Origin of the sequence: Streptomyces acidiscabies, from assembly GCF_020010905.1 — a bacterium.
GTDB classification, from domain to species: Bacteria; Actinomycetota; Actinomycetes; order Streptomycetales; family Streptomycetaceae; genus Streptomyces; species Streptomyces acidiscabies.
The window spans coordinates 2,407,087-2,429,877 of record NZ_JAGJBY010000002.1; the positions used below are offsets into that span (position 1 = coordinate 2,407,087).

Annotated in this window: 16 protein-coding genes; 9 read left to right on the forward strand and 7 right to left on the reverse strand. The window is 72.2% G+C overall.

The window, feature by feature from the left end; all coding sequences use genetic code 11:
* Window positions 1-11: 11 nt before the first annotated feature.
* The 6 genes from J8M50_RS37555 to J8M50_RS37580 are packed head-to-tail and all read right to left on the reverse strand — an operon-like array spanning window position 12 to window position 7,309.
* On the reverse strand, window positions 12-1,244 hold the full coding sequence (locus J8M50_RS37555; RefSeq protein ID WP_010359196.1) for a cytochrome P450: 1,233 nt from the start codon (window positions 1,242-1,244) through the stop codon (window positions 12-14).
* Window positions 1,241-2,908 (reverse strand): AMP-binding protein, encoded by a 1,668-nt coding sequence (locus J8M50_RS37560; RefSeq protein WP_010359198.1) that lies wholly within the window; start codon window positions 2,906-2,908, stop codon window positions 1,241-1,243. The genes J8M50_RS37555 and J8M50_RS37560 overlap by 4 nt, the downstream gene beginning before the upstream one ends.
* A gap of 30 nt (window positions 2,909-2,938) precedes the next feature.
* A complete protein-coding gene (locus tag J8M50_RS37565) occupies window positions 2,939-4,108 on the reverse strand; it encodes an FAD-dependent oxidoreductase (RefSeq protein WP_010359200.1) in 1,170 nt (389 codons plus the stop codon).
* A complete protein-coding gene (locus J8M50_RS37570) occupies window positions 4,105-5,373 on the reverse strand; it encodes a DegT/DnrJ/EryC1/StrS aminotransferase family protein (protein WP_010359202.1) in 1,269 nt (422 codons plus the stop codon). Before J8M50_RS37570 ends, J8M50_RS37565 begins: the two co-directional genes overlap by 4 nt.
* A complete protein-coding gene (gene dmpG, locus J8M50_RS37575) occupies window positions 5,367-6,419 on the reverse strand; it encodes a 4-hydroxy-2-oxovalerate aldolase (protein ID WP_010359203.1) in 1,053 nt (350 codons plus the stop codon). The genes J8M50_RS37570 and dmpG overlap by 7 nt, the downstream gene beginning before the upstream one ends.
* A complete protein-coding gene (locus tag J8M50_RS37580; protein WP_010359205.1) occupies window positions 6,416-7,309 on the reverse strand; it encodes an acetylating acetaldehyde dehydrogenase in 894 nt (297 codons plus the stop codon). Before J8M50_RS37580 ends, dmpG begins: the two co-directional genes overlap by 4 nt.
* A gap of 254 nt (window positions 7,310-7,563) precedes the next feature.
* Here J8M50_RS37580 and J8M50_RS37585 point away from each other — a divergent pair, with 254 nt between their 5' ends.
* From J8M50_RS37585 to J8M50_RS37625, 9 genes are all read left to right on the forward strand, one after another.
* Entirely contained in the window at window positions 7,564-9,570 is a 2,007-nt protein-coding gene (locus J8M50_RS37585; protein WP_010359206.1) for an amino acid adenylation domain-containing protein, read from the forward strand.
* A 6-nt stretch (window positions 9,571-9,576) separates the two neighbouring features.
* The gene (locus J8M50_RS37590; protein WP_010359208.1) at window positions 9,577-10,383 is read left to right on the forward strand and encodes a thioesterase II family protein; all 807 of its coding nucleotides are present in this window, start codon (window positions 9,577-9,579) and stop codon (window positions 10,381-10,383) included.
* The gene (locus J8M50_RS37595) at window positions 10,383-11,573 is read left to right on the forward strand and encodes a cytochrome P450 (protein ID WP_010359209.1); all 1,191 of its coding nucleotides are present in this window, start codon (window positions 10,383-10,385) and stop codon (window positions 11,571-11,573) included. The genes J8M50_RS37590 and J8M50_RS37595 overlap by 1 nt, the downstream gene beginning before the upstream one ends.
* 13 nt (window positions 11,574-11,586) lie before the next feature.
* Complete coding sequence (upp, locus tag J8M50_RS37600) at window positions 11,587-12,267, forward strand: uracil phosphoribosyltransferase (protein WP_010359210.1); 681 nt, start codon at window positions 11,587-11,589, stop codon at window positions 12,265-12,267.
* 9 nt (window positions 12,268-12,276) lie between these two features.
* Window positions 12,277-13,575, forward strand: a complete 1,299-nt coding sequence (locus J8M50_RS37605) for an ATP-grasp domain-containing protein (protein ID WP_078481313.1) — start codon at window positions 12,277-12,279, stop codon at window positions 13,573-13,575.
* A gap of 27 nt (window positions 13,576-13,602) precedes the next feature.
* Complete coding sequence (locus J8M50_RS37610; protein WP_010359212.1) at window positions 13,603-14,910, forward strand: histidinol-phosphate transaminase; 1,308 nt, start codon at window positions 13,603-13,605, stop codon at window positions 14,908-14,910.
* A 35-nt stretch (window positions 14,911-14,945) separates the two neighbouring features.
* The gene (locus J8M50_RS37615; protein ID WP_010359214.1) at window positions 14,946-15,374 is read left to right on the forward strand and encodes a cobalamin B12-binding domain-containing protein; all 429 of its coding nucleotides are present in this window, start codon (window positions 14,946-14,948) and stop codon (window positions 15,372-15,374) included.
* Complete coding sequence (locus J8M50_RS37620) at window positions 15,374-16,648, forward strand: methylaspartate mutase (RefSeq protein ID WP_010359216.1); 1,275 nt, start codon at window positions 15,374-15,376, stop codon at window positions 16,646-16,648. Before J8M50_RS37615 ends, J8M50_RS37620 begins: the two co-directional genes overlap by 1 nt.
* A gap of 137 nt (window positions 16,649-16,785) precedes the next feature.
* On the forward strand, window positions 16,786-19,959 hold the full coding sequence (locus tag J8M50_RS37625; RefSeq protein WP_010359217.1) for an ATP-binding protein: 3,174 nt from the start codon (window positions 16,786-16,788) through the stop codon (window positions 19,957-19,959).
* Here J8M50_RS37625 and J8M50_RS37630 read toward each other — a convergent pair.
* Window positions 19,925-22,783, reverse strand: a complete 2,859-nt coding sequence (locus J8M50_RS37630) for an AfsR/SARP family transcriptional regulator (RefSeq protein WP_010359218.1) — start codon at window positions 22,781-22,783, stop codon at window positions 19,925-19,927. The genes J8M50_RS37625 and J8M50_RS37630 overlap by 35 nt on opposite strands.
* Window positions 22,784-22,791: the final 8 nt, after the last annotated feature.

Below are 22,791 nucleotides of genomic sequence, written 5' to 3' on the forward strand. Positions count from 1 at the left end.
TGCCCCCTCCCTCAACAGTTCACCGGCAGCTGGTGGACGCCGTAGATCCCGGCGTCGTCCTTGTACGGCAGCTCCCCGGCCGGAACGGCCAGCGACAGGCCCGGCACCCGCCGCAGCAGCGTCTCGAAGACGACCTCCAGCTCCACCCGGGCCAGATTCTGGCCGAGGCACTGGTGCACGCCGTAGCCGAAGGCGACGTGATGGCGGGCGCCGCGTTCGAAGTCCAGCCGGTCCGGGTGCTCGAAGACCGCGTCGTCCCAGTCGGCGGCCAGCGCGGACACGACGATGCCCTCGTCCTTGCGGATGGTCACACCGCCGATCTCGATGTCCTCGGTGGCCACCCGGGCGGGCGCGTTCTCCACGACGCTGAAGTAGCGCAGCATCTCCTCGACCGCCGTGGGCAGCAGCGCCGGGTCGGCTGTGATCCGCGCCCGGTGCTCGGGGCTCTTCAGCAGCGCCACCACGCCCAGCGAGATCATGTTCGCGGTGGTCTGGTGCCCGGCGATCAGCAGCATGACGGCGGTGCCGACGATCTCGTCGTGCGTCATCACCGGGGTCTGCCGGTTGCGCGCGATGAGCCGCCCGATCAGGTCGTCGGTGGGCTCGCCCCGCTCCTTCTCGGTGACCAGGTCCTCCAGGAAGTCGTTCAGCGCGTCGGAGGCCGCGGCGCGTTCCCGCATCGAGACGGTCCGGCTGACCAGCATCCCCGCCCACGTGTGGAAGTCGCGGCGCTGCTCGTGGGGCACGCCCAGCAGCTCGCAGATCACCAGCGACGGCACCGCCTCCGACACGTGCTCGACCAGGTCGGCGGGGAGCGGCGCGGCCAGCAGGGCGTCGATGCTCCGGTCCACGATCTCCTGGATGCGCGGGCGCAGCGCGGCGATCCGGCGCAGCGAGAACTCTCCGGTCAGGAGCTTGCGGTGGGCCCCGTGCTCGGCCCCGTCCAGGTGGATCATGGACCGGCGGGTGCTGAGTCTGCGGACGCGCTCGGCCGCCGTGCGCTGCTCGGCGGTCAGCCTCCCCGGGAACGCCGGGTGCAGGCGGTCGGCGCTGACCCGGGGGTCGGCGAGTAGCTTGCGGGCGAACTCGTGCCCGGTGACCAGCCAGGCCACCTGGCCGTCGGGCATCCGGACCCGGCTGACCGGCTCCTGCTCGCGCAGTTCCCGGTACGCGGCCGGCGGGTGCATGGGGCACGCGCGGGCCATCGGGAACGTCGGGACGTCGTGGTCGAGCATCTCGGTCATGGGGTCCGTTCCCGTTCCTGTGCCGCCGCCCGAAGGGCGACCCGGTTGATCTTGCCGACGCCGATCATGGGGAGGGCGTCGACGATCCGCAGTTCCTCGGGCAGTTTGAACGTGGCGATCCCGCGTTCCGTGAGGAAACGGCGCAGGCCGAGCAACGTCGGCTGCTTCTCGGGGTCGAGGGGGACGGCGAAGACGCAGACGGTCTGCCCCCACACGGTGTGCGGCATCGCGACCGCAGCGACCGCCCGCAGCAAGGGGTGCTCCCCGAGCAGCGACTCGACCTCACCGGCGGATATCTTCTCGCCCCCGCGATTGATGACGTCCCCGATCCGCCCCTCCACCACCAGGCCCCCCGACGGATGCACCCGCGCCAGATCGCCGGTGCGGTAGAAGCCGTCGCCGGTGAAGGCACGTGCGTCGGCCTCCGGCGCCGCGTAGTACCCGGCGACCGTGTACGGCCCCCGGGTCAGCAGCTCGCCCACCTCACCGGCAGCCACCTCCGCGCCGTCCTCGTCCACGACGCGGATCTCGTCGCCGGGCGAGGCGGGCCGCCCCTGCGTCTGGGCGATGACGTCGTCGGGGTCGTCCAGGGCGGTGTAGGTCAGCAGCCCCTCGCTCATGCCGTAGCACTGCTGCACCGTGCAGCCCAGCAGCTTCTGCGCCTCGGCTGCGGGGGCGGGCTCCAGGCGGGCGCCGCCGGCCTGCATCACGCGCAGCGACGTCGGCCCGTGGCCCCTTCGGCGGACCTCGTCCAGCCACTGGGTGACCAGCGCGGGCACCAGCGTCGTATGCGTCACCCCCTCCCGGTCGACGAGGTCGAGCGCCGCCGCAGGATCTCCCGGCGAGCCCAGGACGATCCGCCCGCCGAAGGCCAGGACGCCCAGCATCCCGGGGCAGTTGAGGACGAAGCCGTGCGCCGCCGACATGACCGCGAGGTACACCGTGTCCGCCGACAGCCCGGCCCACCCGGCGGCCGTCCGGATCATGTAGCCGTAGCCCTCGTGGGCGCGCGCGATGGCCTTCGGCGGGCCGGTGGTCCCGCTGGACAGCAGGAAGACGGCGGGCTCGTCGGCCAGCGGCGGCCCCAGATCGGGCAGGGGCCCGGCCCCGGGGTCGGGACGGCACAGCTCGACCAGGTCCTCGGTGTCGTCGGGACCGGCGTCCGACGTGCGGTCGGCGACCAGGATGTGCCGGATGCTCGGGCAGCTCTCCCGCAGCTCCCTCGCCAGCGCGAGATGGTCGAAACGCTGCCGGCGGCGCGGTACGGCCACGGCCGTGGGCCGGGTCGCCGCGACCACCGACAGCAGCTCGCGGCGGCGCAGCGTGGGCACCGCCATGACCGGGTGCGCGCCCAGCCGCATCAGCGCCAGCGGCAGGACGACCAGCTCCAGGTCGTTCGGGAGCTGGACCAGCACCCGGTCCCCCCGGGCGATCCCGAGGGCGGCCAGCCGGGCGGCGGCGCCGTCGACCGCGTCCGCCAGCTCGCGCCGGGTCAGCCGGCCGCCGGGTCCCTGGACGGCCTCTTTCCCGGGGTCGTCGTCCACATGACGCAGCGCCAGCCGGTCGACCCGCTCGGGCAGCCACCAGCCACGGTCGCGGTACTCCCGCGCGCGGTCCGGCGGGATTCTCGGGAGGCCGGGGTCCTCGGGGCGGAATGCGTTCACGCCCGGTCACCTTCCTTTCGCGCGGCCACGTCAGAGAGCCGATTGCAGGGCGAGCCGTGAGATGTCGTACGGGGTGGAGTCGTCCACGGCGAGGTCGGCGCAGATCCGGCCGAACAGCGGGACGAACTTGAACGCCCAGCCCGCCCCGTAGACGACGAGCTTGTCCCCGTGCGGCATCAGGTCCCGCGCGGTGCCCAGGAAGAACTGCCGTTCCGGGTCCGTGGGCAGCACGGCCAGGCAGGTCGAGGTCCGCGCCGGGTCGGGGTCGACCGTCGGCAGGTGCTCCCGCAGCCAGCCCGACAGCCGTTCCATCTGGCGCCCGTCGGCGACGCCCGTGGACGCCGACGGGTGGCCGAGCGCGTCCACCTCGAAGATCGGTCCGCAGCGCACGAACTCGCCGGGCGCCCACGGGTTGTGGCCGAACCCGTAGAACAGGTTGGTGTCCTCCTCCGTCGGCTGCTGGAAGGCGAACCAGAACGGCGACTCGGCCACCGCAGCGGCCTGCCGGTAGGTGGCGATCGCCATCTCGTACACCGAGTAGGCCAGGCGCGCCCCCAGCGGCTCCAGCAGGTCGTTGGTGTAGGGGCCGCAGGCCAGTACGGCCTTCCCGGCGCGGTAGGTGCCCCGGTCGGTGGTGACGGTCACGCCGTTCTCGTCCGGCACGAGCGCCGTCACCGCCTCACCGGCGCGCAGGGTGCTGCCCGCCGCCTGGGCGAGGGTGAAGAGGGCCGACAGCGTCCCCCTGACGTCGATCGTCCCGCCGTCCGGCTGGAGGAAACCCTCGTAGTCCTTGGGCAGGCCGCGGAACCCGAACCGCCGCTCGATGTCGGGGGCCTTGAGCCATTCGTAGCGCACCGAGAGCTTGTCCATCATCTCGGCGGTGCCCGATATCTGGCCCTCGTTCGTGACCACGTCGACGTCACCGAACCAGAGGCTGCCGATCTCGTGGATGAGGCGCCGCTCGCACCGGCTCTCCAGCGCGCGCCACAGCGGAAGGGTCTCCAGCGTCAGGCGGAACAGGTCCTCCTGGGTGTACTGGAGCCGCCAGTGGCGCTCGGCGCCGCTTGTGCCGGCGGTCTCGTTGAAGAACGTGTGCCGCTCCAGGACCAGGACCCGCTGGCCGCGTTCGGCCGCCTCCCAGGCGGTGGCCAGGCCGATCGGTCCGCCGCCGACGACCACCACGTCATAGGACTCCGTCATGCGCGGGCCTCCTCGTAACTCGACGTTCCGCCCCGCCGTCCGGTGAGCGCGGACTTCAGGGCCAGCACCAGATGCTCGACCTGACCGTCGGTCATCGACGGGTAGCACGGCAGGTTGACCTGCTCGTGGAACCAGATCCGTTCGGTGACCGGGCACTCCCCGAGCCGGTGGCCCCGGCCCCGCCACTCCGGCCGGAGATGGAGGGGGAAGTAGCGCACCTGCACCTGGATCCCGGCGTCCTCCAGGGCCTGGATGACCTCGTCGCGGCTCGTCCCGTGGTCCGGCCGGACGAAGAAGGTGAACAGGTGGTAGGGGTGCTGGATGTCCTCGGGCACCTCGGCCAGCCGCACCTGCGGGAACTCCGCCAGCGTCTGGGCGAGCCGCCCGGCGATCCACCGCCGCCGCTCCGCCAGCTCATCGAGGCGCCCCAACTGGACGAGTCCGACGGCGGCGCCGGCCTCGCTGAGCGTGGCGTTGCTCCCGGGATGCCGGACGAGGAGGCACTCGTTCTCGTACGAGTCGCCCGCCCACATCATCCAGGGCTCCGCACGGTCGTACGGCCCGGCCAGCAGCGGAGACGGGGCGAGCACCCCGTCGGCGGCGTTGGAGCGGATGCGGTCGATGCGCTCGGCCCACTCGGGGTCGTCGAAGGTGAGCATCCCGCCCTCGCCGAGCGTCGTGATGTTCTTGCTGGAGTGGAAGCTGAAGCACCCGATGTCGCCCAGCACGCCGGGGCGCCGGCCCCGGTAGAGGGCGCCCAGCGCGTGGGCGCAGTCCTCGATCACCCGGATGCCGTGCCGCCGGGCCACCCGCATGATCTCGTCCATCCGGGCCGGCCGGCCGCCGTAGTGGACCAGGATCAGGGCCCTGGTCCTCGGCGTGATCAGCGACTCGAACGAGGCGACGTCCACGTTCAGGGTGTCCGGCTCCACATCGCAGAAACGGACGGTCACATCGTGGGCCAGCAGCGGATCGGCGGTGGCCTTGAAGGTCTGCGGCGTCACGATGACCTCGTCACCGGGGGCGAGGTCCAGCAGGTGCACGGCGAGCGCGACGGCGACGGTCCCACTGGTCACGGTCATCGCGTACCGGCTGCCGATGTGCTCGCGCATCGCCTCCTCGAACTCGTCCCGCCAGCGCCCCTGCGAGAGGCTCTCGCCGGACCGGACGAGACTGCTCAGCGCCGCCACCTCGGCGTCCCCGAGGACACTCCCCACCCCGGGGGCCGGCACGAAGTACCCGGAGTTCCCGTTCACGGTCAGCATGAGCCGGTCCCACTGCGGGCGGCGGCGAGGGCCAGCGCCACCTCCACGATGAGGTCCTCCTGGCCCGCGACCACCTGACGCCTGCCGAGTTCGAAGAAGATGTCGCGCGGATCGACCCCTTCCCGCGCCGCGATGTCGAGCACCGGTTTCTTGAACCCGGAGAACACCCCGGCCAGCCCGCTGACGATGGAGACGGAGTCGATCGTGGGCGGCGCCGGCATCAGCTCCCGCTCGGCGATGTCCGCGGCGTCCAGGAGCCGGTACAGGTCGATGCCCGTCCGGTACCCCAGCCGCTCCAGCACCGGCACCAGCACTTCGAGCTGGGTGTTCCCGGCGCCCGCGCCGAAGCCCCGGGCACACGCATCGAGAATGCCCGCCCCCGCCTCCGCAGCCGCGACCGAGTTCGCCACGGCCATACCGAGGTTGTTGTGCCCGTGGAACATCACCGGCACGTCGACGGCGCCGCAGATGGCCTCGATGCGCTCCGTGACGTCCGAGGGCAGGAAGTACCCCGAGGAGTCGAGGATGCCGACACCGGTGGCCCCGAACCCGACCAGGCGCGCGCACTCCTCGGCGAGCTGCTCGGGGGTCGCCATGTGCGTCATCAGGAGGATGCCGTGCGCCTCCACCCCCTCGTCGCGCAGGAAGCCGAGGTGCCGCTCGGCGACACTCGCCTCGGTGCAGTGCGTCGCGATGCGCACCACGTCGACCTCGTACGCGAGGGCGTTCTTGAGGTCCTGGGTCGTGGCCCAGCCCGGGAACATCAGGACGCCCAGCTTGCTGGTCGTCAGGGTCTCCCGGGCGATCGTCATCATCTCGTCGTCGCTCAGCCGGGCCCGGCCGACCTGGAGGGACGAGGCGGCCAGGCCGTTGCCGTGGCCGACCTCGACGACCGGCACCTTCGCGGCGTCGGCGGCCTTCAGATAGGCGCGGAACTGCTCAGCGCCGAGGCTGTGGCGGACGGCGTGCTGGCCGTCGCGCAGAGTCGGGTCGTGGATCTGGATCGGCTTGCCCACGGCGGCGTCCCGAGCCGCTTCCTGGCTCATGCCGTCTCCCTGCCTGCCAGTGCGAGCCGGTCCGCCGCGTAGTACTCGGCGGCCTGGATCGCGGCGGAATTGATGATGTCGAGATTCCCGGCGTAGTGCGGCAGCCGGTCGCCGGCCGACGTGACCTCCACGGAGACGAAGGCCATCGAGTCGTTGACGGTGCACACGTTGACGTCGAATCCCTTGACGTACGTGCGGATCTCCGCGGCGGCTCCCGCCACCAGCGAGCGCACCGATTCGGTGGTGAGGTCCCGGCCCAGCAGATACATGGCGACCCGGAAAGTGGCCGCCGGGCGGGCCGGGCTGATGTTGACGAGCGCCTTCACGTTCTCGACGCCGGTGAACAGGCGGATCGCGTCCCGCGTGGTCGCCACGTACTCGTCGAGGTTCAGACGCGAGGCGTGGCCCACGCTCAGGGTGGCGGCCGTGGTCACGACCTCGATGTGGTCGATCCGGTGCGCCTTCGCTATCGCGTGCAGGATCGGTACGCACGCCTGCCCGCCGCAGGTCACCATGGAGATGTCGCGGTGGGAGCCGATGTCCGCCCGGTTGACGGTCGGGACGATCATCTGCCCGACCCGGCTGGGCGTCAGGTCGACGAGCAGCGCGCCGGACGCCGCGAGCTTCTCGGCGTGCTCGGCGTGGCAGGACGCGTTGGTGGCGTCGAACACCACGTCGAAGTCCTCCTCGGCGTCGACGAGGGACTGGATGCCCCCGGTCGCGACCGGCACGCCGCGCCGGGCCGCCCGCCTCAGCCCTGGAGCGGCCTCATCGCGGCCCGCGACGAGCCGCAGGTCGAGGCGGTCCGACCGCATGATCTTGGTCGCCAGGTCCAGACCGATGAGTCCGGCGCCAAGGACCGATACGGACAGCCGTCCAGTTGCTTGCATTCACGGTCGCCTTTCCCTCGGATTCGTTCCCCGTCGGGGCGATTTCTCGGGGGCCAGCCTGGGCCCGGGGCCTTGCCGACGGCTCGCCGTCGCGCTGACCGGGCGCCGCCGCAGGCAGGGCAAGCGAGGCGGCGAGGCCCTTGCAGGGACGCGGAGCGATGCTGTGCGGGCACCGCCCCCCGTGGGGGCTTCCCTCCCCAGCACAACGCCAGTTCGTACGCCGCACACTTAGCATCCGAAGGGGACTGCGAGCCGTGGTCAACCCGATTCATGACGACAACGGTGTCTCTCTGGTCCTGGTGAACAGCGAGAACCGGCACGCTCTGTGGGCCGGCGGTCTCGACGTACCACCGGGCTGGCGCGTCGCGCACCGGGCGCAGAGCCGCCGCGAGTGCCTGGAGTACATCGGCGCCCACTGGCCGGACATCCGGCCCGCGAGGTCGCCGGACGACGGTACGGGTGCCTGCCTGCCCGACCTGTTCGCCGCCCAGGCGAAACGCACCCCGGGCGCACCGGCCCTGATCTGGCAGGACCAGCAGCTGACGTACCGTCAACTCGACGACGAGTCCAGCCGGTTGGCCGCGTTCCTGCGGCAACGAGGCATCGGCCCCGGCGCGTTCGTGGGGCTGTGTGTCGAGCGGTCGCCGCAGATGATCACGGCCCTGCTCGCGGTCCTGAAGACCGGCGCGGCCTACGTGCCCCTCGACCCGGAGTACCCGGCCGGACGGCTGCGGTACGTCCTCGCCGACACGGGCGCCCGCCTCCTCCTCACCCAGGAGCCGCTCAGCCCGCTCTTCCCCGACTACGACGGCGAGATCGTCTGCCTCGACCGGCATCGGCAGGACATCGACGCCCTGCCCACCGCGCCCGCGCCGGACAGCCCCGCCCCGCTCCCGTCGGACATCGCCTACGTCATCCACACCTCCGGCTCCACGGGCCGCCCCAAGGGCGTCCTGGTGACCCACCGCTCGCTGGCCAACCACAGCTTTGCCGTGAACCGGCACTTCGCCTTCGCCCCCGGCGACCGCGTGCTCCAGTGCAGGCCCCTGAGCTTCGACGCCGCCGCCGAGGAGATCTTCCCGCCGCTCCTGCACGGCGCGGCCCTGGTCCTCGGCAGCGACCCGCTGCGCCAGACGTTCCGGGCCCTCACCCAGCAGGTGATCGACACCGGCACGACCTTCCTGAGCGTGCCCACGGCCTTCTGGCACAGCTGGGTCGCGGAGGAGGACTGCCTGCTGCGGCTGGCCACCGAGTCCTCGCTGCGCACGATGATCGTGGCCGGCGAGAAGGCGGCCCGCCAGGCGCTGCTGACCTGGAAGAAACGGGTCGGCGAGGACATCCGCTGGTTCAACGTCTACGGCCCGACCGAGGGCACCATCACCACGACCGTCCACGAGCCGGGAGCCGACTGGGAGGGCAGCGAGTACAGCTCCGTCCCGATCGGCCGCCCCATCGACAACGTCCGCACGTACGTCCTCGACGACGCCCTGCGGCCGGTCCCGGCGGGAGAGCCGGGGGAACTGTTCATCGGCGGGGCGGGCGTGGCCGTCGGCTACCTGGGCGCGCCGCAGACCACCGCCGAGCGGTTCCTGCCCGACCCCTTCTCCGGCGTGCCCGGCAGCCGCCTCTACCGAACCGGGGACCTGGTGCTCGCCGACGCCGACGGCTGCCTGGAGTTCCTCGGCCGCCGCGACCACCAGGTGAAACTGCGCGGCTACCGCATCGAACTCGGCGAGATCGAGGCCGTCCTCGCCGAGCACCAGGCCGTCACGGCGTGCGTCGCCCAGGTGACGGGCGACGGCCCGGACAGCACCCTGGTGTGCTTCGTCGCCGCCGACCGGCGGACCGCGCCCGCTGCGGCCGAACTGATCACCCACCTGCGCGGGCACCTGCCGTGGTACATGATCCCGACGGCCGTCCACGTCCTGGACGCGTTCCCGATGACCCCCAACGGGAAGATCGACCGTACCGCCCTGCTCGCCCTGGAACCGGACGACGACGAGGCCGCCCACATAGCGCCCCGCACCCCGGTGGAAGCGGTCCTGGCGGACATCTGGGAGGACATCCTCGGCCGGCCCGGCATCAGCGTCGACGCCGACTTCTTCCAGGTGGGCGGGCACTCCCTGCTCGCCGCGAGCCTGATCGCCCGCATCCGTGCCCGGTTCGACGTCGGCATGACCGCCCGCGTGCTCTTCGAGTCCCCGACCATCGCGGGGCTCGCCGAGGCCGTCACCCGCGCGACCGGCGACGGACGGAGCTGACCGGCGGTGATACGACGACAGACGGTCGCCACCCGGCCGGACAGCCCGTGGATCCGCACCTTCGGGCCGCCGGACCCCTCGGCCCCGACCCGGCTCGTGTGCTTCCCGCACGCCGGGGGAGCCGCCAGCTACTTCCGCGACTGGGGCGGCCACGACGCCGCCGGGGCGGAGGTGTGGGCGGTCCAGTACCCGGGCCGCGAGAACCGGATCCGGGAACCCTTCGCACCCGACCTGCACACCCTCGCGGACCAGGTCGCCCAGGAGCTGAGCGGACTCCTCGACCGGCCCGCCGTCTTCTTCGGGCACAGCATGGGCGCGGTCGTCGGCTACGAGGTCCTGCGCCGCCTGACGGCCGGCGGCCGGGGCCACGCCGTACGCCACCTCGTGGTCTCCGGGAGCGGCGCCCCCCACCGGGTGCGGCCCTTCGCCGGCCAGGAAGGCGCCCATCTCCTGGACGACGACCGGCTCGTGGCACTCCTCAAGGAGCTGGGCTCCGGCAACGCCGGGCTGCTGGACGACCCGGACATGCGCTCCGCGTTCCTGCCGGCGGTCCGCGACGACTACCGGATCGTCCAGTCCTACGTCCCGCGCACCGGCGGCCCGCCCCTGCGCACCGACGTCACCGCGTTCGTGGGCCGCCAGGACGAGGCCGTGGGCGTCGGCGACGCGGGCGCCTGGGCCGGCGCGACCCGGGGCCGCTTCGCCCTGCGCACCTTCCCCGGCGGCCACTTCTACCTGGCGGAGCACCAAGGCGACGTCCTGAGCGCCGTCCGCGAAGTACTCGCCACCCCTGATCGACACCGGGAGAGCTGATGAACGTCGACCTGTCGGACCCGCTCCTCTACCGCAGCTCCGACCCGGAGCCGGTCTGGTCGCGGCTGCGCGCCGAACACCCCGTGTACCGCAACCAGCGGGCGAACGGGGAGCACTTCTGGGCCGTGATGACCCACGGCCTGTGCACGGACATGCTGACCGATCCCCGCGTGTTCAGCTCCCAGAACGGGATGCGGCTCGACTCCGACCCGCAGGTCCTCGCCGCAGCGGCCGGCAAGATGCTCAACATCACCGACCCGCCCCGGCACGACAAGATCCGCAAGGTCGTCAGCTCGGCGTTCACCCCGAAGATGGTGAACCGGCTGGAGACCAACATGCGGGCGACCGCCGCCAAGGCCATCGACGAGGCGCTGGCGGCGGGGGAGTGCGAGTTCACGCGCGTCGCGCAGAAACTGCCGGTCTCCGTCATCTGCGACATGATCGGCGTCGCGCCCGCCGACTGGGACTTCATGGTCGAGCGCACCCGCTTCGCCTGGAGCTCCACCGCGCTCGACGAGACGGAGGAGGCGCGCAAGGTCCAGGCCCACACCGAGATCCTCCTCCACTTCCAGGACCTCGCCGAGGAACGCAGGCGGGCGCCGAAGGACGACCTCATGAGCGCCCTGGTGTGCGGCGAGATCGACGGCGCCCCGCTCACCGACCAGGAGATCCTCTACAACTGCGACGCCCTCGTCTCCGGCGGCAACGAGACGACCCGGCACGCCACCGTCGGCGGACTGCTCGCCCTCATCGACAACCCCGACCAGTGGCAACGGCTGCGGGACCAGCCCGGCCTGATGCCCTCGGCGATCCAGGAGGTCGTGCGCTACACCTCGCCCGTCATGCACGCGCTGCGCACCGCGACCGAGGACGTCGAACTCGGCGGGGAGCACATCAGCGCCGGTGACCACGTCGTCGCCTGGCTGCCCTCGGCCAACCGCGACGAGAAGGTCTTCGACGACCCGGACCGCTTCGACATCGAGCGCGACCCCAACCGCCACCTGGGCTTCATCCAGGGCAACCACTACTGCATCGGCTCCTCGCTCGCCAAGCTCGAACTCACGGTGATGTTCGAGGAACTCCTGGCCCGGGTCGAGGTCGCCGAACTCGCAGGACCGGTCCTGCGCCTGCGCTCGAACCTGCTGTGGGGGTTCGACTCGCTTCCCGTGAAGTTCGTCCCGAGGGCCTGAGGAGACGTACCCCATGACCGCGACCACCGTCCCCTCCATCGAGAAGTACCTCGGCGGCAACCTCCGCCTGCTGCCCCAGACCGGCCAACTGCGCGCCCTGCACACCGTGATCCGCGACCGGGACGCCCCCCGCGAGGACTTCGTCCACCACTCCCGCCGGGTCATCCGCATGCTGATCGAAGCGGGCATGGACCTGCTGCCCTTCGAACCGCACGAGGTCCGCACCCCGACCGGCGCGGCCTACCAGGGGCTGCGCTTCGCCTCCGGGCTGTGCGGGGTCACCGTGGTGCGCGCCGGGGAGAGCATGGAGGGCGAACTGCGGGACGTCTGCCCGGGGATCAGGATCGGGAAGATCCTCATCCAGCGGGACGAGACGACCAAAGAGGCCCGCCTCTACTACACCGCCCTGCCCGCCGACATCGCCGAGCGGCACGTCCTGCTGCTCGACCCGGTCATGGCGACCGGCGGGACCGCGCTGGCGGCCTTGCGCGTGCTGACGGACCTCGGCGTGCCCGAGGAGAACATCGTCTTCGTCAACTTCATCACCGTCCCCGAAGGCATCACCGCCGTCTGCGAGCAGTACCCCCGGGTACGGATCGTGACCTCCGCGATCGAGGAGCACCTCGACGAGAACGCGTGGATGCAGCCCGGCATCGGGGACTTCGGGGACCGCTACTTCGGCACGGACGCATAGAGGGAATCGATGACTGACCGAAAGGTGACCATGGCGGCCGAACAGGGCCCGTTCCTCCTGCTGAACACCAAGGAGATCGTCTCGCGCCTGCACGAGTGGTTCCCGGACGCGGCGCGGGAGCTGGTCGTGGTGACCACGAGAGCGGACATCCCCGCCTCCGCCGACCTCGCCGCGTACGCCGAGCGCTTCCTCCATCTGGAGGTGGTACCCAGCCTCTGGGAGCTGCCGGACGACGAACTCGTCGCCCTCGCCCGCCGGTTCGGGGTGCGCCGGGTCCTCTCGCTCGGCGAGCGCGAGGTGCTGCGCGCGGCGCGCATCCGGGCCGAACTCGGCCTGCCCGGACAGAGCCTCGCCTCCGCCACGGCGTACCGGGACAAGCACGTCATGAAGTCGACGCTGGCGGCGGCGGGCATCGAGGTCGCGCCGATGCGCAAGTTCCGCGGCAACGACGAACTCGCCGAGTTCGCGTGGAAGGTCGGCTTCCCGGTCGTCGTCAAGGAACTCGACTCCGGCGCCTCGAACGGCACGTCGGTCCTCATGGACGAGGACGCCCTGAGCGCCCTCCCGGAGCGTCCCGACGGCTCACCCCGGCTGGCCGAAGCCTGGGTCGAGGGCGACTTCCACCACGTCAACGGCCTCATGAAGGACGGGGAGGTGGTGCTGGGGGTGCCGTCGCGCAACCTGTACTCCGACTGGTTCTCGGTCGCCTACGACGCCCCGACCATGACGGGGATGATGCCCGCCGAGGACCCCCTGTCCGGGCGGCTGCTCGACGCCGCGCGGCAGGTCGTGGCCGCGCTGCCCGCCGTACCCGGCCTGTGCGCCTTCCACCTCGAACTGTTCCACACCGCCGACGACCGCCTGGTCGTCTGCGAGATCGCCAGCCGGGCGGGCGCGGCCCTCGTCACCGACGTCCACGAAGCCGCGCTGGGCCTGAACTTCTACGGCGCGAGCCTGCTCGGCCAGGCCGGACGCGGCGACCAGGTCGAGATCCCCCCGGCCGGCGAACGGCTCGGCTTCGTCTGGTTCCCGCCGGCCAAGGGCGTCCTGCGCGCGCTGCCCGACACCTGCCCGCTGCCGGGGACGGTGAGCTACCGGCCCCGAGGCGACGTCGGACGCCGCTACGGCAGCGCCCCCGGACTCGGCCTGCCCGTCGCCGAGATGGTCTTCCGGCTCACCGGCCCTGACACCGGGGAGGAGCTGCGGCGGATCGAGGAGTGGTGGGACGACAACGTCGTCTGGGAGGACCGGACCAATCCGGTCCCCGACCGCTGGAAGACGTCCCGCAGGAAGCCGGCCGACGCGTAACGGCCCGGCGATCGGACCGGAGGACCCATGTACGAACTGCTGAAGACGATCATGATCGACGACCTTGAGGTGGAGGCCGACGGGCTGTCCCCGGACGCGAGCCGCGAGGACGCGGGCCTGGACTCCCTCGCCACCTTCGAACTGTCCCTGGCGCTCACCGAACGCCTCGGCATCAAGATCACCGACGACGAACTGTTCGGCCTCACGACGCTGGCGGACATCGCCGGGTACGTCGAGAAGCGGATCGCCGAGACCGGCTCCCCGGCGCCGGCCCGGGCCGAGAACCGCGAGGCCCGCGAGGGCGCCGGACTAGCCCTGCTGCTCGGCGCCGGGGACGCCCCCTCCGGCGGCCCCGCCCTCGCCCACCCGCTGGCCCGCAACGAAACCCCGTTCCCGCCCCCCGCCTCCGTGCTGGACGCGATCACCCGCGCCGCGACCGAGGCCAACCGGTACCCCGACCCGGCCTGCGGAGCGCTGCGCGCCGAACTCGCCCGGCACTACGACCTCGCCCCGAACCGGGTCGCGGTCGGCGCCGGGTCGATCACGCTCATCCAGGCGCTCCTGACGGTGACCGCAGAGCCGGGAGCCGCCGTCGCCTACTCGTGGCCGTCGTTCGACGGCTACGGAGTCCTCGCGGACCTCGCCGGGTTCCACTCCGTCCGCGTACCGCTGACAGCGGACGGACACGACCTCGACGCCCTCGCCGCAGCGATCGACGAGCGGACCCGCCTGGTGCTGCTCTGCAACCCCAACAACCCGACCGGCGCGACCGCCGACGAGGCCGCCCTCCTGCGGTTCCTCGCCGCAGTCCCGCCGACTTGCCTGGTGGTGCTCGACGAGGCGTACGGCGAGTTCGCGCGCGACCCCGACTTGGGCGTCCGCCTGCTCGGGGCGTGGCCGAACCTGATCGTCGCCCGCACCTTCTCCAAGGCGTACGGCCTCGCAGGACTGCGGGTCGGCTACCTGCTCGCGGAGCCCCACCTGATCTCCCGGGTCCAGCGCATGGTCATGCCGTTGAGCGTCAGCGACATCGCCCAGGCCGCCGCCGTCGCGTCGCTGGCGGCGCAGCCGGAACTCCTTAGCCGCGTCGCGCGGACGGTCGCCGAACGGGACCGGGTCCGCGCCGAGTTGCTCGCCCTGGGCTTCGAGGTCCCGCCGTCGGAGGCCAACTTCCTCTGGCTGCCGCTCGGCAGCCGTGCCCAGGAGTTCGCCGCCGCCTGCGCGTCGGCGGGGGTCGATGTGCGGCCCTACCCGGGCGACGGCGTCCGCGTGACGGTGGGGACCGTGGCGGACAACGACGCGTTCCTGGCGGCGGCCGGGACGTACCGCCCGTGAATTCCGTTTCCCGTGGAGACGGAAGGACGTTCGTCGTGACCAGCGTGTCCTCGGATTCCCACATGTGGAACCTCGTATTCCTCCAGTTACTGCTGGAGGAATACGGCGGGCAGGTGGTCAACCTCGGCGCGTGCACCCCGGACGAGCTGATCATGTCCGAATGCGCCAGGATCCGGCCGGACGCCCTGGTCATCAGCACGGTGAACGGCCACGGCCATATCGACGGCCTACGGCTGATCAGGAAGATCCGCCGGCACCCGGAACTCGCCCCGATGAAAGTCGTCATCGGCGGAAAGCTCGGCGTCCACGGCTCCCGGCCCGCGCGATTCGGAGCGGAACTGATCACGAACGGATTCGACGCGGTATTCGAGGCAGACGCCGATTTCGACCAGTTCCTCGATTGTGTGGGGCTGGCGGCACCGACGCCGCAGCGCATCACCTCCTCGAAAACCCGGAGCATCTGATGGCCACTCCCGGACGCTTCACCCGGTTCGTCCGGCAGGCCGCGAGTGAAGGGAAACTGGTCGTCCAGCCGCGCATGGGGTTCGGCACGGTGGACCAGATGCGCGCGGGACTCGACGCGGTCAGCAGAGTCGACGCGGCCACGGTCGGCACCATCACCGTCGACAGCTACACCCGGGTCAACGACCACGCCTCGGCCCGTCTCGCCCTGGAGGAGGGCACGGACCTCAACGGGTTCCCGCTGGTGGCGCACGGCGCGGCGGTGACGCGCGGGCTGCTCGCGGGAATCGCGGGAGACGACTTCCCGGTACAGGTGAGACACGGATCGGCGTTACCCGGCGAACTGTTCGCGGGACTGCTGGAGGCCGGCATCGACGCCACCGAAGGCGGTCCCGTCTCCTACTGCCTGCCCTACAGCCGTGTCCCTCTGGCACAAGCAGTCGCCGCCTGGGCGGAATGCTGCGACATGCTCGCCGGAAACAGCGAACCGGTGCATCTGGAGAGCTTCGGCGGCTGCATGCTGGGGCAGTTGTGCCCGCCGAGCCTGCTGATCGCCCTGAGTATTCTGGAGGGCCTGTTCTTCCGTGAACACGGGCTGCACGACATTTCCGTCAGCTACGCCCAGCAGACGAATCAGCAGCAGGACATCGAGGCGATGGCCGCCCTGCGCGCACTGGCGAGCGACTGGCTCGGAGACACCGACTGGCATTCCGTCCTGTACACGTACATGGGTGTTTATCCCCGAAGTCGACAGGGGGCGTACAGACTCCTCGCGGAGAGCGCGAGACTCGCCGCACGGTCCGGGGCCGAGCGGCTGATCGTCAAGACCGCGGTGGAATCCAGCCGCATTCCGTCGATCGCGGACAATGTCGACGCCCTGGAATTCGCGGCGTCGGTGGCCGGGGAAGAGAGTGAAGAACCGGCCGCAATTCCGGACTCCGGCATCTACGAAGAGGCGCAGGCGATCATCACGCACACGCTGACCCTGGGCAGCGACGTGGGATCGGCGCTCATCCGCGCCTTCGCCCTCGGACACCTCGACGTCCCGTTCTGCCTGCACCAGGACAACGCGAACCGCTGCCGGGCCCGGATCGACGGCCGGGGCAGGCTGACCTGGGCCGACCCCGCAGGCGTACCGGTCCCACGGGCCCGCGCCACGGCCGGGAACCGGCAACGGCTCACCGCCCGGGGCCTGATCGACATGCTCAGCTACAACGAACGGCGTTACGACCGCGAGGAGTTGGCGGGACCGGAGGTCTGGAGCATCGGGCGATGACATCGGCAGTGGCTCGTACCCGTACGTGTCGTGGCGTGTTCTGTGCGTCACTTCATCGGCACTGTTTCAGCACGTGCCCCGCCCTACGATCGACCGTCCGTCCAGTGCGTGACCGTCGAAAGGCAAGTGCCCCCGGCATGGCGTACACAGCTCAAGAGCAGCAATCCGCGTCCCTGGCAGACCTGTCGTTCGAGGCGTTCGGGGTGATGACGGCCCGGCGCGGGGCCGAGCAGGTGCCTCTCGGTCCACCACGGCACCGGGCCGTCCTGGCACTGCTGCTGATCCGGCTCGGCCAGGTGGTGCCCGCCGACCAGCTCGTCGACGAACTGTGGGGCGACAGCCTTCCCCGCCGCCCCCAGGCCACCTTGCAGACGTACCTGTCCCACCTGCGGCGGGTGCTCACCGGACAACAGCACGGCCCGGTCACCCCGCTGCGCTACCAGGCCCCCGGGTACGTCCTGACGGTGGAGCCGACCACGTTCGACCTGTCCCGGTTCGAGAGCCTCGTTTCCTGCGGACAGCGCCATGTCGCCGACGGCCGGCTCCAGTCCGCCCGCGAGGTGTTCGACAAGGCGCTGCGGTTATGGCGGGCCGACCCCTTCCTGGACCTCACGGCCTACACCCCCCTCGCGGAGGAGGGCGCCCGCCTGAGCCTCCTGCGGACCACCGCCGTCGCGGCCCACGCCGACACGCTGCTCGCGCTCGGCGAAGCCGGTGACGCCGTCGCGCTGCTGCGCCGTGAAGTGTCCCTGCACCCCACCGACGAACGCCTGGTCGGCAGCCTCATGACCGGCCTGTACCGCCTGGGCCGCCAGGCCGAGGCGCTCCAGCTGTACGACCGGACGCGCGCCTACCTCGCCGAGGAACTCGGGGTCGCCCCGGCCCGCGAACTCCAGCACGTCCACATGGCGCTGCTGCGCCACGAACTCGACGACCAGGCACCCGCCCCGGCCCTCGTCGAGGTGCGGGAGCGGCCCGAGGCCCCGGCCGAGCGGGAGGCGGACGCGCCCGCCGCCGTGCCCCAGGCCGAGCAGCGCCGGGCGGCGCCGACGGCGTACTCGGCCTTCCCCTGCCGCGACGACGCCCTCGACGCCCTGCGGTCGTCCATCACCGGCGCCCTGCGCGGCAGCGGGCACATCACCGCCGTCGTCGGCGAGGCGGGCGTCGGCAAGACCGAGCTGGTGGTGCGCGCCACGACCGACTCGGAGCCGCCGCCCCCGGAGGCGGAGGTGATCCGCGTCAACTGCCGCGCCGGCGAGGGGACGCCCGTCGGCTGGGTGTGGCAGCAGGTGCTGCGCCGGCTGGAGACCCCGTACGGGACGTCCTTCGACGGCCTGCGCAAACAGTGCGTCCTCCATCCGATGACAACGCTGTCGGGGCACGGCGTCGAACAGCCTTCGCACCAGCTGCACTTCCTCGTCCAGGACGCGCTGTGCGAGGCGGTCCTCCAGTGCGCCGACGACCGCCCGCTCCTGCTCGTCCTGGAGGACGCGCACCGCGCGGACCGGCTCACCCTCGACGTGCTCGGACTGCTCAGCAACCGCACCCAGGGGCGCCCCGTCAGCGTCGTGATCACGGTCCGCGAACCCGGCCTCGGGGCCGGGCCCGACGCCGACGGCCCGCTCATGGACCTCCTCGCCGACTCCCGCACCAAGGTCGTCCACCTGGGCAACCTCGCCGAGGAACACGTCCGCGCGGCAGTCACCGCCCAGGCCGGACCCGGCGTCGACGCGTCCGTCGTACGCGCCCTGTACGAGCGCAGCGCCGGGAACCCCTACCTCCTCGACCAGTTGCTCGCCGACGCCGGCGGGGCACGGCGCCTGCACGATCCCCAGGTCGCCGACGTCGTCCGCGCCGGGATCCCGACGGGGATCCGCAGCATGCTGCGCAGGCGGTTCGCCGGGCTGCCCCCGCGCGTCGTCCAGATCCTGAAGTGCTGCGCCGTGCTCGGCACCGAAGCCACGCTGGCCTCCCTCACCGGCATGCTGGACGACGGCGGGGCCGACCACGACCTCGTGGAAGAGGTCATGGGCACCGGGCTCATGGAGAGCGACCGCGACCGCCCGCACCGGCTCGTCTTCCGCTACGGCCTCATCCGCGACGTCCTGCTGGCGGAGATGCGCCACCAGGAGCGGGCGGCCCTGCACGCCCGCGCCGTCGGCGTGCTCAGCGCCTGGCACGGGGACTCGCCCGAGGCGAGCGAGGAGGTCGCCCGGCACGCCTGGGAAGCCGCCCTGGCCCTGCCGGCCGAGGACGTGGTGCCGCACCTCAGGCGGGCCGGCGAACAGGCCATCGGCGACGGCGACTACCAGGGCGCGCGAACCTGGTTCGAGCACGCGCACACCCTGCTCTGCGCCGCCCCCCGCACCGGCGACGCGGCGTCGGAACAGACGCTGGACCTGCGCACCGAGCTCTTCTACACGACGAGCATCACCCGGGGTTACGGCGACCACCAGGTGGAGGTCGAGGCCGGGCGCATCCGGAAGCTGTCCGCCGGCCGGACCACCGAACAGGCCGCCCTGCTGCTGCGGCAGTTCGTGGCCGAACTGGTCACCGGCCGGCCCACCGAGAGCGCCCGGCACGTGGAGCAGCTGCGCGTGCTCGCGGAGCGGTCCGGCGCCCCGGAGATCAGGTTCTACGAGCAGATCGCCCGCGGGCTGCTGCGGCTGCCCAGCGAGACCGCCGACGCGCTCACGGCCCTGACCGAGGCGGAGCACACGGCCGACGGGCTGAGCCCCGAACAGCGGGGAGGCATGACCCGCCGGTCGCAGCACGACCCCCGGTACCTGGCCATGAACCACCGGGTCCTCACCCTGTGGCTGCTCGGCGCCACCGACGACGCGCGTGCCCTGTGCGACGAGCTGCTCGCGGCCACCGGCCGGGACGGCACACCGGTCGACCGGGCGAGCGCGTACTACTTCGACTCCCTGGTGGCGGCCCTGGGCGAGGACGCGCACCGGGCGGCGGCCTCCAGCGGCCGGGGCCTGGACATCGCCGGCGCCCACGGGCTGAGCCACTGGACCGCCATGCTCCAGGTGTGCCAGGGCTGGGCACGGCAGCAGACCGGCGAGCCCGGCGCGCTCGCCGGTCTGGAGTCGGCGGTCGCCGAGCTGCGCGAACGGCGGCTGCTCATCCGGTTACCGCTCCACCTGGGCCTGCTGGCCCAGGCGCAGCACAGCAGCGGGGCGGTCGAGGACGCCAGGAGGACGCTGCGGTCGTCGGCCGCCGAGGTCGAGTCCCGGGGGGAGTTCGCCTATGCGGGCAGCGGTCTGCCGTTCACCCGGCTGCGCCACCTGACGTCCGCGTCGTAGCGGCGGGCTCGCTTCTCAGACGGGCGCGTGCCTGTTCGGCCTCGGGGTGGCCGAGCTCGTCGAGGATCCGCACCGCCTCCCGCCACAGCGGCACGGAGGCGGTACGGCTCCCCCGGGCCTCGTGGGTGTCGCCCATGTGCAGGAGGGTGTCCGCCTCCAGGTAGCGGTCGTTCATGCGCTGGTACAGCTTCAGGGCGCGCTCGTAGCAGCGGAGGGCTTCCTGGTGCTGGCCCATGTGGTGGTGGGCGTAGCCGAGGCTGTCCCAGGCCGCGGCCTCGCCGTTGGTGTCGCCGCTGCGCTGGTGCAGGGAGACCGCCCGGGTGCACTCGGCGACCGCCTGCCGGTAGGCGCCGTGCAGGATGTACGTCCAGCCCGTCTCGTTGAGGACGAGCGCCTGCCCGGTGAGGTGGTCCACGGACCGGTACAGGTCCAGGGCCAGCGCGTAGTGGCGCAGGGCCGCTTCGTGGTCGTCGCGGCCGTTGGCCAGGAAGCCCAGCGACCGGTGCGCGCGGGCCTGGCCGCTCGCATCGCCGAGTTCGGTGAACAGGGCCATCGCCGCGTCGAGTTCGGCCTGGGCCCGGTCGTCCTGGGCGAGGCGCCCGTACGCGAATCCCAGCGCCCGCCGCGCCTTCGCCTCGCGGAGCCGGTCCCGGAGCAGCCGGGCGGCCTCCACGGCGATGGTCTGCGCGTCGATCTGGTCCTGCCAGCGGCCCCGGCGGTCCAGGTACAGCTCCAGGGTCTGGGCCAGCACCCAGGCGTGCGCCGGGTGGCCCCCGCTCCTGGCCTGGCCGACGGTGGCCAGCAGCACGGGCAGCTCCCGCTCCAGCCAGGCGGCGGCCGAGGCCGGGTCGGTCAGGGGCTCCAGTTCGACGCCCGGCTCGGCGGGGGAGTCGGGGGCGGCGTCGATGCGGTGGGGGGTCAGCGCGGTGGTGGCGGTGTGGGCGCCGTGGACGTAGTGGTCGAGCAGACGCCGTACGGCCGCCGCGCGGGTGGCGTCGTCGTCGTGGTCCTGGAGCTGCTCGGAGGCGTAGATCTTGAGCATGTCGTGGAACGCGAAGCGGTTCGACAGCGGCCGGATCATCAGGTGGGCGTCGGCGAGCTTGGCGAGCAGCGTCGTGGTCCGGCGCACCGACAGCGCGGCCAGGCTCGCCGCGGCCGTCGCGGACAGGTCGGGGCCCGGGTGCAGGGACAGCAGCCGCAGCAGCCTGGCCGCCTCGGGTCCGAGGCCGTCGAGGGACCAGGAGAAGACGGTCCGCAGGTCGGTGTAGGGGTCGTCGTCGGCGAAGGCGTCGAGGCTGTCGTGGCCGGCCCGGAGTTCGGCGGCGATGGACGAGAGGGAGAAGCCGGGCAGGGTGGCCGCGCGCGCCGCGATGACCGCGAGGGCGAGGGGCAGCCGGTGGCAGAACGCGACGATGGCGTCGACGGCTTCGGGTTCGGCGGCGGTCCGGCCCCGGCCCAGGTGACGCGCGAGGACCTCCCGGGACTCCTCCTCGCTGAGCGGGCCGAGGATCAGCGGGGCGGCGCCGTGGGTGGCGACGAGGCCGCGTAGCTGGGTGCGGCTGGTGATGAGGACCAGGCAGGTGCAGCTGCCCGGCAGCAGGGGGCGTACGTGCTGGGAGTCGCGCGCGTTGTCGAGGACGATCAGGACCCGGCGGTCCGCGAGGATGCTGCGGTACAGGGCCATCTGGGAGTCGAGGTCGGCGGGCAGGTGGCGGGCGGAGACGCCGAGGGCGATGAGGAACGAGCGCAGGGCCTCGGCGGCGGTGACGCACGGTCCGCTCGCGTCGAAGCCCCGGAGGTTGACGTAGAGCTGGCCGTCGGGGAAGCGGGGCGCGAGGCGGTGGGCGAGGTGCACGGCCAGGGCCGTCTTGCCCACGCCGGCCATGCCCTCGATGGTGTTGATCACCGCCGAGGGGGTGGGGGAGGAGTCGTCGAGCTTGTCGAGGGCGTTGGTGATGCGGGCGAGTTCGTCCCGTCGGCCGACGAAGGTGCGCAGGTCCAGGGGGAGTTGGGTGGGGCGGACGATGGCCGGCGCGGGCGGTGCGGGGGGTGCCGGGGGCGCTTTGGGGGGCGTGGCGCGTTCCGGCCGGCTGAGCAGGCTCGCGTGGGCGAGGCGGAGTTCACGCCCCGGCTCGATGCCGAGTTCGTTCTTCAGCCGCAGGCTCATCTCCTGGAACAGCCCGAACGCCTCCGCCTGACGCCCGGTCCGGGCGAGCGCCTGGATCAGCCGGGCGTGCAGCGACTCGTCCAGCGGGTACTGCGCGATCGCCCGGTGCAGCAGGGGCAGGACCGGGGCGGGGGTGCCCAGGGCCAGCATCAGGTCGGTGCCCTCGCGCAGGGCAGCCAGGTGTTCGCTGTCGACGGCGGAGAACAGGGGGTGCACCCGGATGTCCGCCGGAACTCCCTGCGCGGCCTCTCCGCGCCAGAGGGAGAGTGCCTGGGTGTACAGCTCGGCCGCGCCGCTCACCTCGCCGCCGTCGGCGGTGCTGCGGGCGCGGGCGACCAGCTCACGGAAGTGCAGCAGGTCGAGGGTGGAGACGTCGGCGTCGATGCCGTATCCCCCCGCGTGGCGCACCAGCAGGCCGCCGGGGGCGCGGGGAGGCAGTTCGGGCTCCAGCAGTTTCCGTAAGGAGCCGATGTGGCGGTGGACGACGTTCACCGCGCTGTTCGGCGGGTCGCCGTGCCACAGGACGTCGACGATCTGGCTCAGGCCGACGGTCTGCCCGGCGTGCAGCAGGAGGAGCGCGAGTACGGCGTGCTGCTTCGGCGGTCCGAGGGGTAACTCGACGCCTTTGCGCCATACTTTGACCGATCCGAGGACCATAAATCGTA

What these genes read in the sequence shown, in the direction of transcription:
- J8M50_RS37605 (WP_078481313.1), top strand. Translation starts at nt 12,277, where the DNA reads ATGACTGACCGAAAGGTGACCATGGCGGCCGAACAGGGCCCGTTCCTC.
- upp (WP_010359210.1), top strand. Translation starts at nt 11,587, where the DNA reads ATGACCGCGACCACCGTCCCCTCCATCGAGAAGTACCTCGGCGGCAAC.
- J8M50_RS37610 (WP_010359212.1), top strand. Translation starts at nt 13,603, where the DNA reads ATGTACGAACTGCTGAAGACGATCATGATCGACGACCTTGAGGTGGAG.
- J8M50_RS37620 (WP_010359216.1), top strand. Translation starts at nt 15,374, where the DNA reads ATGGCCACTCCCGGACGCTTCACCCGGTTCGTCCGGCAGGCCGCGAGT.
- dmpG (WP_010359203.1), bottom strand. Translation starts at nt 6,419, where the DNA reads ATGAGCCAGGAAGCGGCTCGGGACGCCGCCGTGGGCAAGCCGATCCAG.
- J8M50_RS37625 (WP_010359217.1), top strand. Translation starts at nt 16,786, where the DNA reads ATGGCGTACACAGCTCAAGAGCAGCAATCCGCGTCCCTGGCAGACCTG.
- J8M50_RS37580 (WP_010359205.1), bottom strand. Translation starts at nt 7,309, where the DNA reads ATGCAAGCAACTGGACGGCTGTCCGTATCGGTCCTTGGCGCCGGACTC.
- J8M50_RS37555 (WP_010359196.1), bottom strand. Translation starts at nt 1,244, where the DNA reads ATGACCGAGATGCTCGACCACGACGTCCCGACGTTCCCGATGGCCCGC.
- J8M50_RS37565 (WP_010359200.1), bottom strand. Translation starts at nt 4,108, where the DNA reads ATGACGGAGTCCTATGACGTGGTGGTCGTCGGCGGCGGACCGATCGGC.
- J8M50_RS37570 (WP_010359202.1), bottom strand. Translation starts at nt 5,373, where the DNA reads ATGCTGACCGTGAACGGGAACTCCGGGTACTTCGTGCCGGCCCCCGGG.
- J8M50_RS37630 (WP_010359218.1), bottom strand. Translation starts at nt 22,783, where the DNA reads ATGGTCCTCGGATCGGTCAAAGTATGGCGCAAAGGCGTCGAGTTACCC.
- J8M50_RS37595 (WP_010359209.1), top strand. Translation starts at nt 10,383, where the DNA reads ATGAACGTCGACCTGTCGGACCCGCTCCTCTACCGCAGCTCCGACCCG.